13 protein-coding genes are annotated in these 14073 nt (G+C 60.6%); 6 read left to right on the forward strand and 7 right to left on the reverse strand.

The genetic code is table 11. The features are described 5' to 3' along the window. Positions 1 to 259: 259 nt before the first annotated feature. From M3149_RS21780 to M3149_RS21795, 4 genes are all read right to left on the reverse strand, one after another. A complete protein-coding gene (locus M3149_RS21780) occupies positions 260 to 1471 on the reverse strand; it encodes an MFS transporter (RefSeq protein WP_285887439.1) in 1212 nt (403 codons plus the stop codon). A gap of 116 nt (positions 1472 to 1587) precedes the next feature. Beyond that, positions 1588 to 2061: a TlpA family protein disulfide reductase gene (locus M3149_RS21785; RefSeq protein WP_251711472.1), complete on the reverse strand. Its 474-nt coding sequence runs from the start codon at positions 2059 to 2061 to the stop codon at positions 1588 to 1590. 1 nt (position 2062) lies between these two features. Continuing rightward, on the reverse strand, positions 2063 to 2386 hold the full coding sequence (locus tag M3149_RS21790) for a hypothetical protein (RefSeq protein WP_251711473.1): 324 nt from the start codon (positions 2384 to 2386) through the stop codon (positions 2063 to 2065). Then, the gene (locus tag M3149_RS21795) at positions 2377 to 3372 is read right to left on the reverse strand and encodes a VTT domain-containing protein (RefSeq protein ID WP_251711474.1); all 996 of its coding nucleotides are present in this window, start codon (positions 3370 to 3372) and stop codon (positions 2377 to 2379) included. The genes M3149_RS21790 and M3149_RS21795 overlap by 10 nt, the downstream gene beginning before the upstream one ends. Before the next feature lie 738 nt (positions 3373 to 4110). On the opposite strand from M3149_RS21795, the gene M3149_RS23230 reads away from it, so the two are divergent. Further along, positions 4111 to 5133, forward strand: a complete 1023-nt coding sequence (locus M3149_RS23230; RefSeq protein ID WP_251711475.1) for a helix-turn-helix transcriptional regulator — start codon at positions 4111 to 4113, stop codon at positions 5131 to 5133. Positions 5134 to 5337: 204 nt separating this feature from the next. On the opposite strand, the gene M3149_RS21805 is transcribed toward M3149_RS23230, so the two are convergent. Then, entirely contained in the window at positions 5338 to 5946 is a 609-nt protein-coding gene (locus tag M3149_RS21805) for a sulfite oxidase-like oxidoreductase (protein ID WP_251711476.1), read from the reverse strand. A gap of 164 nt (positions 5947 to 6110) precedes the next feature. On the opposite strand from M3149_RS21805, the gene M3149_RS21810 reads away from it, so the two are divergent. The 5 genes from M3149_RS21810 (at position 6111) to tnpC (ending at position 9680) form a co-directional block, all read left to right on the forward strand. After that, positions 6111 to 6539 (forward strand): hypothetical protein, encoded by a 429-nt coding sequence (locus M3149_RS21810; protein WP_251711477.1) that lies wholly within the window; start codon positions 6111 to 6113, stop codon positions 6537 to 6539. Between the two features lie 111 nt (positions 6540 to 6650). Beyond that, positions 6651 to 7190: a DinB family protein gene (locus M3149_RS21815; RefSeq protein ID WP_251711478.1), complete on the forward strand. Its 540-nt coding sequence runs from the start codon at positions 6651 to 6653 to the stop codon at positions 7188 to 7190. A gap of 76 nt (positions 7191 to 7266) precedes the next feature. Then, positions 7267 to 7659 (forward strand): IS66-like element accessory protein TnpA, encoded by a 393-nt coding sequence (tnpA, locus tag M3149_RS21820; protein ID WP_251711479.1) that lies wholly within the window; start codon positions 7267 to 7269, stop codon positions 7657 to 7659. Further along, complete coding sequence (gene tnpB, locus M3149_RS21825) at positions 7656 to 7991, forward strand: IS66 family insertion sequence element accessory protein TnpB (protein ID WP_251711480.1); 336 nt, start codon at positions 7656 to 7658, stop codon at positions 7989 to 7991. The genes tnpA and tnpB overlap by 4 nt, the downstream gene beginning before the upstream one ends. Before the next feature lie 120 nt (positions 7992 to 8111). Further along, positions 8112 to 9680, forward strand: a complete 1569-nt coding sequence (gene tnpC, locus M3149_RS21830) for an IS66 family transposase (protein ID WP_435370775.1) — start codon at positions 8112 to 8114, stop codon at positions 9678 to 9680. 973 nt (positions 9681 to 10653) lie between these two features. Here tnpC and istB read toward each other — a convergent pair. Further along, a complete protein-coding gene (istB, locus tag M3149_RS21835) occupies positions 10654 to 11373 on the reverse strand; it encodes an IS21-like element helper ATPase IstB (protein ID WP_251711482.1) in 720 nt (239 codons plus the stop codon). A 49-nt stretch (positions 11374 to 11422) separates the two neighbouring features. Beyond that, on the reverse strand, positions 11423 to 12949 hold the full coding sequence (gene istA / locus M3149_RS21840; RefSeq protein WP_251711483.1) for an IS21 family transposase: 1527 nt from the start codon (positions 12947 to 12949) through the stop codon (positions 11423 to 11425). Positions 12950 to 14073: the final 1124 nt, after the last annotated feature.

Raw genomic sequence — 14073 nt, forward strand, 5'->3', positions numbered from 1 at the left:
CGCACCGCCACCATCGACCCCGGCGATGGCACCCATTGGCGCGTCGGCTTCGCCCTGCTGCGCCACGTCCTGGACGTTTGACTATCCGCTGTCATCCTCGTCAAGAGGGTGTTGAGGCGACGCTTACCCTGGCGGACCAGATGGAGGCATTCATACGACGCATCGATGGGGGACTGACGGACGGGCCGTTGACGGGCCACTTGGGTGCATTGCATGTGACGTTGCGTAGTGCGCCTCCACCTTCGCATCAGTCGCCGCGCTAGTGCCGAGCACCCTGAGACTCCTCTTGGATTCGTATCATTGAATCGAGAGATCCCGTGATCATCGGCGTGCTCGGACAACGGTTGGCCTTTACCTCGAGCGGGCGCTTTGGATGTCCGCGTGCGATGGCCAGAACCGCTAGGGAAGCGAGCAACGCAGCCGCACAAAGGAATAGGCCACCAGGGCCGATGATATTCATCGCAGTTCCCCCAATAAGGGGTCCAGCGGCTGTCCCGATCCCATTGAGCAGAAGGAGCCCTCGGGCAGTGCCGAGTCGCCGACCGGCCGGTAGGTCGTCGTTCGCGGCGGCCAGACACAACGAATAGATCGGGATCCCAAAGCCGCCGAAGAGCGCACCCGCGACAAGGAGCATTGGCAGAGGAGCCTGAACTGCTAACGCTACGCAGATTGCAGCTGCTGCAGACGCCAAGGCTGCACCGGCAATGGCAATGTTTCGAGACACTCGATCCGAAAGCCAGCCGAGTGGCCATTGCAATGCAAGTGTTCCTCCCAGCACCGCAGCCATGAAGGCGGATATTCCGCTCACATCAAGTCCGATTCTCTGGGCGAAGTTCGGGCCCATGCCCCAGAAACCGCCGATAGCCAGACCGGCCAAGAAAACGCCAACCGCAGCTAGCGGTGAAACGAGGATCACGTCCTTGAGCGCGACCGATTCCTGTTCCGCCTCGGCAGGTGGATGGTTTGGAAGCAAAGTAATCGGAACCACCGCAGCAGATATCAACAGCGACACGACGATGAACAAAGTGACGCTGGCGGGCGCCGCAATGTTGAGGAGCGCTTGCCCCACTGCCCATGAGCCCATTGAAACCACACCGAAGATCGACAGGAGTTGCCCGCGCGTGGATTGCACTGCGTGCGCATTGAGCCAACTCTCCGTTGCGAGCATCATGCCTGCATAGGCGAAGCCGGTAGCCAAGCGAAGCGGCATCCAAGCTATCGGCTCTACGAAGGCCACATGGAGAAGGGTCATCATCGAAGCGATGGCCGCAAATCCAGCGAAGGTTCTGACATGGCCAACAGAAACGATGATCCGCGGCAATACGAGCGCGCCTGCTGTGAACCCCACGAAGTAGAAAGACATCATCGCGCTGATCGCACCGCTCGAGAAGCCCTCGTGGCCAGCTCTCACGATCAAGAGCGTGCCCAGCAAGCCATTGCCCAACAGCAGCGAGGCGACGCTCAGCAGCAACGCCCCCACTGGTGCGAGAACGAGCCCACGTTTACACGCTGTCCTTACGGTATCGATTGCGCGGCTCATTTCCTAGCCCGGTGTGACGGTTGGTGCTCGGGCGAACGCCGCATTGGTTACGAATTCTCAAGTTCCTTCACAAGCAGGTCCGCGTCAAGATGGAAGTCAGAGAACACGATGCGGCCGCCGGCGTCGATAACCGTGAACCAAGGCGTTCCTCGTGTACGGTAGTCTTCCATGAAGGTGGGCAGCGTTGCGCCGACCGGTGGCTCGTCATGACCGAAAGCGACAGGAAGTTCATACCTGAGCTGATTCACGCGCAATTTTTCAAAGGTGTTCTCATGCGCTCCTTCGAAAACAGTCTGGATCACTGCGAAACCTACACCCTTGGAGCTCAATGCTCCATGCAATCTTTGCAGCGTCGGAAACCCATGCGAATGGCAACCGGGGCACCAGTGCTGGAAGGTGAACAAAATCTTTGGTCCGGTCCCCAAACCAGACAGATTGAGCGGAGCGAGTCCGCTTGCTCCATCCGAGCCAATCCATCTCTGCACCCGAAGCTCGGGTGCTTGTTGTTCAGCGAAGCTCATCCTATCCTCCAAATTTGATGAAGAAGCCCGATCGATGGTCGAGCGGCGTGGCGGTAGGCCCGCTGCCTACCTTGATTGCGCCCTTTGTTTTGAAGTCTTGATCTAATAGATCAGCACTTCTCAAAAGTTTTGCGCGTGATTGAACGCGGCAAAGTTCCTTGCCTGCGCCATGGTCTCGTAGCAGCGGCGCGCCCATCATCAAGAACTCTCTGCTTTTCCGCACCAGCCATGGTTCGGTGGTGATCCCATCGTGGCGGCAGCCAGTGTGGCGCGCTGAAACGCCGAGGTCAGGCGTATGGCTGGGCGGCAGGGCTTCTAGATGCATCTCGTGTTCGATGGATTGTCCAGGGGCGGCGGGGGCTTTGCCCAATCAGAGACAAAAGTTGAACGCTCTACCTGGTGGCCTGCTGCAATCCAAGCTTCAATGCCGCCATGCAAGGGGCGGACACGGGTGAAGCCGGCTCGTTGCAAGTGGAGCGCTACCTTTGCAGCAGAGTATTCGGAGGGACAGTCGCAGTAGACGATGACCTGAGTGTCTTGCGACGACGGGGCCTCCGGGCGCCAGACGCCATCTAACGACCAAGGCAGCGCGCCGGGAATGGCACCGTCACGCTCGCGGCTAGCGGCTGCCCGCACGTCGTAGATCACGTAAGGTGCGTCACTCTCGCGCAATCGCTTGAAATCCGGGACTGAGATTCGCGTCATGCGCAATGCCCGAATCAGCAAGTGCCTACGAGCGAGGCGTATCGCAAAAAATAGGAGTAGCGCGATGAAAACAGTCGCTAGACCGGCCCTGCCATAACTTGCGAGCGTGCTGAGTAGGGTGTCAATCGTTGAATGGAAGGCGCGGCCCAGCCAAATAATTGTGCCGATGTACAAGGCGATACCAAGCGCGTCGAGCAACACGAACTTCTGCAGCGGTACGCGGCTTTGCCCTGAAAGTGCTGTGGCGAAGAGACCTAGTCCGGGAATGAACTTCGCCACAACCAACGTCCACATCCCCCAGCGCGCAAAGAGCGACTGAGTTTGACTTACGCAAGAGTCTGGTGACAAGGATAGCCGGCACGCGGTGTGCAAGACATGGCTTCCATAGCGCCGTCCAGCGGCGTAGCAGATGAGGTCTGCGATCAGGCAGGCGCCGAACGCAACGCCGAAAAGGAGGCCGACGGCGACATCACCGGCCACACTGCGAGCCGCCATGACCATCAGCAAGGGGATCATTGGCAGTGGAAGCCCTAGCTGCGACGCGAACACGTTCAAGAACACGACGATCATGGCGTGATCAATGAGCGACTGGATGACGAATTCCAAGAAACGGCCTTCTCTTAGTGATGAGGACTCTTGGTGCGACTTCGTGGCGGGTGGGGGTATCTGTCGTCTAGCGCACGTGTCGCGCTTCTTTTCCACCATTCAATGGCGGCCTGACAAGCTGTACATAAGGCTCGCATGCTACGGGAGCTTCATCAAAACGGAACGATGGTGCGACGCGGGTGCAAGGTTTTGGACGCCTGGACACACTTACAGGACGCTTGGACCGAAAGAGGATGCAGAGTGCCTAAGAACATTCTGCTCCGCGGATGCACGTCCTTCGATACGCGGCAGGTATGTGGAGGCGGGGGAGGTTAGCTCCCTCGCCCATGCAGCGGGTGAATAGCATCTATGTCTTGGTCATGGATGTTCGAGGCATAAGGAATCTGGGAGCATCCGATGAAGCGGCCGGAAGCGTCCGGCGCCAGCGACATCCCGTGCTGGAACTCGGGTGGTCAGCCTTACCTGTCCCCGAGAGCTAATGCCTTCTGTAAAAGGGCGTTAGGGACTTGCATACGGAGGCTTGTATTTTGGATGGCGCTATTTACGTGACAGCAACCATGGCGGTGGGTGGATTTGACTGTTTGTTTACGGGTTCTCGCACGACGCCCGCGGGAAGCAGAGCCGCATGCGATCCTTCCGCCGGGAAGCCGCCGCCGCGGGCAGGCTCAAAAGCTTGGTTCGAGGTGGAGAAAGCCAGGGAGAAGAACTTTCGGACCGAGCCGCGTGCAAGGAGATGCTGTGGCGCAAAGCAACGACATCACCCAGCCTGATCAGATGAGCACCGAGATTGGGGAACTTAGCTTCTCCGTGTCCAAGGCCGATAGCCCAATCTTGCGCATTTCACCGGCCGATTTGGATACCCTCGTCGGTACGCTCGAAGTGCGTCAGGTCACACTTGAAGAGTGCACATTGAAAGGCGAGCGACGGTTCGAGCCAGGGAATGACGGTATGACTCACCTGTATTACGGCATGTGCGGAAGTGGGTCCATCACAACCTCACATGGCCTGTCGATAGCGATTGCTCAACATACCCTTGTCGTGGTACCGCCTGTCAGCAGGGAACATCTTCAATGTCGACCGGCCAGAGAAGACCGGGCCATGCTGGCAGGAAGCGTGCGCGTCCTGTGTGGCCATTTCCACGCCGCATTTGGTGACGTTGTTGACATGTTTGGCGGCCTATCTACGCCAATTGTGGAACGCTTTTCTGAAGGCGACGACTTGCCAGCCAAGTTGAGCCATGCGCTCGTCGAGCTGAAGGGGAAAGAGCCCGGCAGCGTCGCCATGACCTCACTACTTATGAAGCAGACGTTGGTGTTGCTTCTGCGTCGTTCGTTGATCTCGCCTAACCCCTGGGTCGAGCGTTTTGCGATTCTGAGGGACCATCGGATCTCCAAGGCCTTCGCCGAAATGACGGCGAGGCCTGGGGCCGAACATACGGTGGATAGCCTAGCGAGGACCGCGTGTCTGAGCCGATCAACCTTCATGGCCCGCTTTTTTGAGTTAGTTGGCCGAACACCAATGAGTGTGCTCAGAGATTTGCGTATGCGCCAAGCAGCCCAGCAGCTTCGAGTTACGGGCGTTCCTATTGGGCAGATTGGTCAGGCTGCCGGATACGCAAACAACAGCGGATTCATCCGCGCGTTTCGAAAGGCATATGGCATGGACCCTCGGGAATACCGAGGCCAAGCGCTACCCCCGTCTTGCATTGTTCCGCATGCAGCGTTTCACACCAACGACCAGAGCGAGAGCCGAACTTGCTGAGTAAACCTCGTTGCGGACACCATCCGGTACCCGCAAGAAGCGCGATTGCGACGATCTCGTTAGGCCTATGCCGAATGCCTGGCTGGATAGGCTCCTAGGCGAACGTTGAAATGCTGCCCTGCTAAGTTGTTGCCGATGGGGCTTTCCAAGACCAGCTTAGTGCGCAACTTCATTTTCACCCAGGCGAGCTCGGTCAGCATGGAGCTACAGATCATCGGAGAACCGTTGTTCCTTCCACGGATCGCCGCGCATGTGAAAGCCCTGCCGCTCCCAGAAGCCCGCCTCTTCGCGCTTGGTGAACATCAGGCCGCTACACCATTTGGCACTCTTCCAGAAATACAGGTGCGGAACGAGCAGTCGTGCGGGGCCCCCGTGCCGGGATGGAAGAGGGCGCCCCCCGTACATGGTTGCGACAATTGCCTTGCCGGCGACCAAGTCTGCGGTTGGAACGTTGGTGGTGTAGCCGCCGTAGCACTCGGCCAGGACGAATGGAGTGAGTGGCCCCACGCCCGCAGCGGCGAATATATCGTCGATTGAAATCCCTTCCCAACTGGTGTCGAACTTCGACCAAGAGGTGACGCAGTGGATGTCACCGTTAAAAACCGTACGCGGGAGCTGATTGAATTCGAGCCATGTCCAGCTGGCGATGGGCCGCAAGCCCTCTTTCAGCTGGAACTTCCAATTGTTTAAATCGATCTTTGGTGTTGCAGTAGCCGACAGCACAGGGAAACCCTGAGTGACGTGCTGCCCCCGGGGCAGCCGTTCTTCTGTCTCTGGGTCGACGCCGCGGCCGGTGAAGCCTTTGGTGACCATGTGCTTGCTCCTTTTTCAGGTCGGGAAAGCGAGGTACGTGTCTTCGGGAGCTGGCTTCACGCTATGCGCAGCAGTCCATCGTATGCACGCCGTACGGGTTGCACCAGATCCCAGCGACGCGTCGCAACGTTTTCGGGACTCTGGACCACCGAAGCAATCGTAAAGTGAACCGGGAGCTCTTTTGCAGCAAGGCGCTCGCTGTTACCAAATTTGTAGTGGTCTTTATTTGGCTCGAAGTGAGTTTGGGCGCTACGCATGCAGCTGCATGTTTTGAAGCTGCGGGATCGAAATTCCGAACGGCGCGCGGAAACTTAATCGCGCCAACGTCTCTGGAGAAAAGTATGCCCAGCCCACAAAACCAATCCCAAGCTCTCGCCGAAGGCGAGGATATCCAGGCCATCTTCAGATCACTGAAACGCGGCGGCGGCCGGGAGAAGGTCAACGACGCCAATGTCGATTCGCTGATCGCTTTGGCTAAGGAGTATGGCGAGGTCCAGCTTGAATATCTGCTTAGCGAGTGGCGCTCAGAATGCGGCGAGAACGTTGATGGGACGGCACTGAATGCCTTGCCGAAGTTTCCGCCGCCGCTGTGATACACCTTTGGAGGCGCAATCTCGTTGGCCAGGCGCGGTGGGTACGAGGGCCCACTGCGGTGCTTGGAACAAGCACAGGCACTGCAGGTGCAGGAAACGCGAACACTACTCATGACCAGCAATTTGCCTTGCGCGCTGCGTTCCGCAGACTTTCTAGTACCCTGTGCGACCGACCGCGTGGCCCTTGCGAAGTACTTTGTGAATGTGCGTGCTGTCAGCCTGGCTCTAGCGACCTCCCTCAGCACGGAAGACCAAGGTGCGCAGTCCGAGCCGGAAGCAAACCCGACAAAGTGGCATTTGGCGCACACCACCCGATTCTTCGAGGCTGTGGTGCTCATGCCGTATACATCATGCGTTCCGTTCGACCCCTCCTACTTGCTCTTCTTCAAGTCCTATTACGAATCGTTGGGGCGACGGCATCCGGAGGCCCAACGCAGATTGCTCACTCGTCCGAGCTTGTCGGAAGTGCATCGGTATCGCGAGCACATTGATGCGGCAGTCTTGAAGGCACTAGACAAAGTTGACTGGGATACTTTGAAGTCAATTGGGCCTCTGATCATTCTTGGCTTGCAACTTGAGCAGCAACACCAGGAGCGCATTGCCACTGACGCCCTTCTTGTTTTTTCCTGCAAACCGCTGCCCCCGACGTAAGCGTCTGGGCATACCACCTTGAGTTCCTGCACCAACTGCGCACGATTGCTGTCCATCAAAGTTAGATGGACAGCAAATGAACGAACATCGCAAGCTCCCTCGGCGCCGTCACAGCGCGCAGTTCAAGCGTGAGGTCTTGGCGGCCTGCAACGAGCTTGGCGCGTCGGTTGCCGGGGTTGCTCTGGCGTTTGGCCTGAACGCCAATCTGGTGCGCCAATGGCGCCGTGGCCGCGGGTTCAAGCCTGCCGGTGGCGCAGCGATGGCGGCCACCTCCGTCACCCGTGAAGCTCAGCAACAGTTCATTGCACTGTCGATGCCACAGGCTGTGGCGGCCAGCGCGGCGCCAGCGAATGTGGGCGCGGGTGACATTCGCATTGAGGTGCGCCGCGGGGCCCTGCAGGTCAGTGTGAGTTGGCCGCAGGCAGCGGCTGCAGACTGCGCCATCTGGCTGCGGGAGCTGCTCAAGTGATCCGCATCGACGCAGTGTGGCTGGCCACCGAACCCGTTGACATGCGCGCCGGCGCCGACCGACTGCTCGCTGCGGTGGTGCAGGTCTTCGGCGCTGCGCAGGCGCACCACGGCTACCTGTTCGCAAACGCGCGAGGCACGCGCATCAAGCTGCTGGTGCATGACGGCTTCGGTGTCTGGTGCGCCGCGCGGCGCCTGAACCAGGGGCGCTTTCAGTGGCCAGCGGCCGGCTCGTTGGCGCCCTTGACGCTGAGCCGTCAGCAGTTTGATGCCCTGGTGCTGGGCCTGCCCTGGCAGCGCCTTGAGCAGATGCAGCGGATCACCAACGTATAGCCCACACACATAGCGCCATCTGCTTCATGCAGGGCAATCGGCACATGCCCCGATGCGTGTAGCCACCGGGCTGTGCACACTCCAGTCTTGATGGTGGACCTCAAGACGCTCGACCCCCGGATGCTGCAGGCGATGGAGCCTGCAGCCGTGGCCGAGTTGGCCACCCGCATGCTCACCGAGCTGGCCACTCAGGGCGCGCAGTTGCAGCAGCACGAGCAACGCGCCCAGCGCTATGAGCGCGAGATCCAGTTCAAGGATGCCAAGCTGGAGAAGATCACCTTTGAGCTGGCGCGCCTGAAGGCCTGGAAGTTCGGTGCCCGCACCGAGCGCCTGGACGCCACCCAGCGCCAGATGTTCGAGGACACCGCAGCCGAGGACGAGGCCGACTTGCAGGCGCAGCTGCTGGCTCTGCAAGGCGAGGCCACCACACCAGCTGCCCAGACACCCGCCCGCGCGCCACGCCGCCAGAAACTGCCCGAGCACTTGCGCCGCATTGAGCACCGCCACGACCCTGCAGACACCACTTGCGGCTGCGGCCAACCGATGCAGCGCGTCGGTGAGGACGTGAGTGAACGGCTGGACATCGTTCCGGCTGAGTTCATCGTGCACCGTCACGTGCGCGGCAAGTGGGCCTGCCGGTGCTGCCAGACATTGGTGCAGGAGCCCGTCGCCCCGCAGGTGGTGGACAAGGGTCTGCCCACCGCAGGCTTGGTGGCGCACACGCTGGTATCGCGCTTCGTGGACCACGTGCCGTACTACCGCCAGGAGCAGATCAACGCACGCTCGGGCGTGCACACGCCGCGCTCCACGCTGGCCAGCTGGGCGGGTGCCGGGGGTGCAGCGCTGACACCGCTGTACGAGGCGCTGCGTGTGTTCGTGCTGAGTGCGCGGGTGCTGCATGCCGATGAGACGCCGGTGGCCCTGCTCGATCCTGGGGCGGGCAAGACGCGCAAGGCCTATGTGTGGGCCTATGCGCGAGGGGCATTCGATCCGATACCCGCCGTCGTCTACAACTTCGCTGCGGGGCGGGCGGGACGCTACCCGATCGAGTTTCTTGGGCGCTGGTCAGGAACACTGACCTGCGACGACTACGCCGGCTACGGCGCGCTGCTCAAGCTACACGCTCGCATCGAAGCGGGCTGTCTGGCTCACGCGCGGCGTAAGTTTGATGAGTTGGCCAAGGCCGGAGCCAGCCCTGTGGCGGCCCAGGCGCTGCAGCGCATCGCCTGGCTGTACCGCATCGAGCAGGAGGTGGCAGATGCCGACAGTGCCCAGCGCCTGCTCGCGCGGCGAGAGCGCAGCGTGCCACTGTGGAATGAGTTGCACGTCTGGCTGAGGCGACAGCGTGGCCAGGTGCCCGATGGCGGCGGCATCGCCGCGGCTATCGACTACAGCTTGCGACGGTGGGACGCGCTGGGGCGCTTCCTGCAAGATGGCAACGTGGCCATTGACAACAACCACATCGAGAACCTGATGCGCCCATGGGCGATGGGAAGAAAAGCTTGGCTGTTCGCCGGCAGCGAGCTGGCTGGTCAGCGCGCGGCGATGGTCATGAGTCTGGTGCAGTCGGCGCGGCTGAACGGGCATGAGCCCTGGGCCTACTTGCGCGACGTGCTCAAGCGCCTGCTAGAACACCCGAACCACCGTATCGACGAATTCCTGCCGCACCGTTGGAAGCCGGCAGTTTGACCTCGCACCTCTGCTGCTGACAGAGTCGGTCGTCCCCGTCAACGTGGGATGACTGGCCGCTTACCCCCCGACGCTAGGCGTCCCTGACAACGGACCGTCACGATTGAGGACCCGCTGCAAACAAGAGAGCTAGACGTTGCTCTGACGACTTCACAGGCGTTGGCCAAGGAGAGGGCTGTCTCTATTTGGGGATCCTCGAGCGCCGGCAGCGACATGGGAGGTTCTCGGCCTCAGGACGCCCAGCCGGATACTGGCGCCCTAACCAGTCAGTTGAGTCTCTTTGAAGGCACTATCTATAAGCCATGGGCTGGAGGAAGACTGACGCACGAGGGCGGGTCAACACTGGGGGTACACCAGAGTCAAGTATTGCGGCTTCCTTCCTCCCGCTCTCGGTGGCATTTCAGCGGGAGCGACTCGTTCAAGGCATGTTGGCGTGAGCTGCTCGAGGAACTCGAGGCCGGGGGCGCGGTACTCCTATGCGCCATATCGTTGCGGGCCGCCCAAGAAACTTGACCTGCGATTACAACGGGTAGCACTGCACGACCTCAGCGCGGTCTCCGCAATCACGGCACGTAGCTCTTGCTAGTTCGGGCTCCATCTGGCCGCCGCCGGTCCATTCGGTCTCGAAACGAGAAAATGGCGCGCCCGTATCCCAGTCTGCGCCGCTCCAGCAGACGCCCTGATCCGATACCGGTAGCGACTCGGTCGAATCGCATCTGCAGCAGCGCAACGTGTACCAGCATCTGTCTTTGAAGCTCATGCGTCATTTGCTCTTCTTTGATCAAGTGAAGCAAGTGTCGGTAGGAATCATCGCAGGCAATTTCTCTACAGTCCTGCGTATTCCGGAGATCGTGAACACTGATTCCGGTCGATCGTGAACGGTGCCGCAGCGTGCGAGATTGCGCATGCAAATTGTAGGCGGCTGTTCACGATGGCTCTGAATTTGGCTTCTTGATTGCCTGATTGGGAAGGCTCAGCGCAGAGAGTCGCCCGTCAGGGTGAAACGGTGATGGCGCTGCATCAGTCGGTCCAGCATGGCGTCGGCGATGGTGGCGTCTCCGATCCATGCATGCCAATGGTCGATGGGCAATTGGCTGGTAATGATGGTGGCCTTGTTGGCTGCCCGGTCATCAATGATTTCCAGCAGGTCGGCACGGGTCTGGCTGTCGATGCCCGCCATACCCCAATCGTCCAAGAGCAGCACATCTGTCTTGGCCAGTTGCAGCAACCACTTGCCAAACGTGCCGTTGCCGTGGCGAATGCGCAGCTCTTCACCCAGCCGTGGCACGCGCTGGTAGAACGCAGAATGGCCCCGACGGCAGGCGTATTGCGCCAGCGCGCATGCCAGCCAGGACTTGCCCACTCCGGTGGCGCCAGTGATCAACACGCTGTGGCCGCTGGCAATCCAGTTGCCCAGCGCCAGACTCATCACCGCCTTGCGCTCCAGGCCGCGCCCGGCGCTGGTGTTCAGGTCCTCAATGCTGGCTTGGCTGTACTTCAGCTTGGCATCCTTGAGCAAGCGGGTCTGGCGCTTGTCGTTGCGCCAGTGCACCTCACGCTCCACCAGCAGGCTCAGGCGCTCCTCAAAGCTCAGGGCCGTCATGGCGGCCTGGCTGAGTTGTTCTTGCAGCCCGGTGGCCATACCCGGCAGGCGCAGCTCGCGCAGTTGTTCAATCGTCGTGTTCATCATCATGGGAGTTCCTGTTGTCGATTGGGGGGCGTCATTGACGTGGCTTCGTTGATCATTGGTAGTAGCCGGGGCCGCGCACATGAGCATGTGCCGGGCTGGTCCACTCAAGCGCGGTGCTGGGCTGTACCTGGTCGCGCCCGTTGATCAGGATCTCGCGCACATGCGTGCTGTTGGTGGTGCCCAGGTCCAGCGCCACCACGCAGGCCGCTTCCAGCCGCGGCTTGCCAAAGCGCTTGGCCAGAGCCAGCAGACCCAGACAGGCCCGGTAGCCGTGCTCGGGGTGCTTGCGTGTTTCCAGCAGGCGCGTGACCAAGGCGCCGGTGGCCACGCCGATGCTGCTGCCCCAGTGAATCAAGCGCTCTGGCGTCCACTCCAGGTGCGCCCGGTGGGCCGCCGACAGGTGCTCTGCCACCGTGGTGAAGCCGCCCTTGTGGGCACAGCGCAGGTGAGAGGCCACACGCTGGCCCCGGTGCAGCAACTCCACCGTGCGTGCTGTGACGCGGGCCTCCAGCGTCTGGCCCACCAATGCCTGGGGCACGCTGTAGCGGTGGCCTTCAAACTCGATGTGCTGGTCGATGTGAACCCGCACCGTCTTGTAGACCGCCAGCTCCCAGCCTTGCGCCGGTAGCGGCTTCAACGCCGGGGCATCCAACTGCGCAAAGGCAGTGGCACGGCTACCCGGCAGCTTCTGAAACGCCTTGGCATTGAGCTGCTCGAGCAAGGGTTCAATCGCCTCGTTGACTTCGTCCACCGTGGCGAATTGTTGATGCCGCAAGCGCATCAGGACCCAGCGCTCGACCACCTGCACAGCGGACTCGACCTTGCCCTTGTCCTGCGGGTGGTAGGGGCGTGCGGGGAGCACGGAGGTGCCGTAGTGCCGGGCGAAGTCCAGCACGGTCTCGTTGGCGCGGGGCTCGTAGCGGTCGGCATTGGCGATCATGGCCTTGGGGTTGTCGGGCACGATGAGCTGTGGCACACCACCAAAGAAGCGCAGGGCCAGGGCCGTGGCCCCCAGCCAGTCGGCCATGGTCTCGCGCGGGGTGGCGCAGGCATAGGTGTAGCTGGAGGCGCCCAGGGCCGCCACGAAGATGTGGGCACGGCTGCCATCAATCAGCTCCAGCGTGGGCCCGGCGTAGTCGATGAACAGCTTCTCGCCGGCGCGGTGGATCTGGCGCATCGAGCGCTTGAGGCTCTTGGCGTACCCCCGGTAGTTCTCGCAGAACTGCGAGTAGCGGTGGGTGCTCTGGCCGGGGTGGCGGGTGCTGTGCTCCTCCCACAGCAGCATCAGCGTCATGCCCTTGCGGCGCAACTCCTGGTGGATACGGCCGTAGTCGGGCTGCACAAAGCCACTGGCTCGCTGAGGTGTCCCCAGCAAACGGTTGTGCAGGGCGGTGTCATCGAGGGCCTGGATTTGCGGCCAATCCAAACCAGCGCCTGTGGCCAGGGTGAGGTACTTGGTGATGACGCCTTTGGAGATATCCAGAGCAGCAGCGGTTTGCTCGTGGGTGAGCTGGGCTTCAAGTTTGAGACGCAGCACGTCCCGTATCTTGCGCATATTGATCCTTCGGGTGTCGGGCATGCCCACTCCAGCAAAGCTGTCGAGGCTACCCGCGTGGGTTGGGGAAATATGCGCAACGTCACACGCTGCAAGACCTGATTCCGGCATCGTGAACAAGCATTCCGGCGTCGTGAACGGGGATTCCGGTCACTGCCCCAAAACGTTCACGATCGCCCGGAATCCCTGTTCACGATAAATCGGAATCGGTGTTCACGATCTGCCGGAATCACCGTTCACGGTCGTCCGGAATACCCACAGTCCGATTGATAACGCATTGCGTCCGCGAAATTGCTCAAGTGTTGAAATAGGCACTTGCTCGGAACCAGACTGCGATCCAGGTGGTTTCAACCCCCGCAGTGCTCGACGCACAGATCGAGATGCTTGCCAAGCTATCGACGATCGAAATTCTTTAGCCGAGTTGATCGCTTTCCCTGTGGCGACGCTTTCACCTGCGGTGACGTTGCAGGCGGCGAGCGCACTACCGCGGGAAAGCGATGGGTTGGTGACTACGTCCATTCTGGGCACCAGCCGCATTCAGCCAAGCACCTAGCTCCGCAGTTCGCAGCAGAGCGGCGGCTTGTAGACATCTAATGGAAGAGCGTCTCGACCAGCCGCTCGACCTTGTGGACTCGTGGGCTGCCTTGAAATGAGCGTGTGGCACTTTTTCGCGCTGATTTGAGCCGCTTAGGGCAGGACCTCCAGGTGTCCGTCACGACGAAACGTGACAGCGGGCCAGTGACCTACTTGCATCCACCCATCTTCTAGCGTTGAAAAGTTGCGCTCAAACTGGGAATGAGCCACAGCCACATCAGTAAGGCAGTCCTGCGCGCTCTTGGCTGAGCTCGCGGGGCGTTCTGGCTTCAGTCAAGGACGCATAGACACGTTTTCTGGACGCTGGAGTGAGTCGCTTGACGAGAATTGTTCTGATGGCCAGGAGCCGACGCAAGACTTGCACAGTGTGGTCGACATGCAAGAAAAGCGTTCGGTATCCCTATATCTTTTTCGCAAAGGATGCAGATGACCTGCCCCCTGTAGACGTACCAATCAGAAGTGGAAGTCCGGATTCAAGATTACTCGATGGGTGTCTGGGTTGATGTGGGTAGAGCTGCATCGCCAGCGCGCTGGCGATGCAGCTCGGCGAAGCG

It is taken from the genome of Hydrogenophaga intermedia, assembly GCF_023715105.1.
In the GTDB taxonomy this organism is placed as follows: domain Bacteria; phylum Pseudomonadota; class Gammaproteobacteria; order Burkholderiales; family Burkholderiaceae_C; genus Hydrogenophaga; species Hydrogenophaga intermedia_A.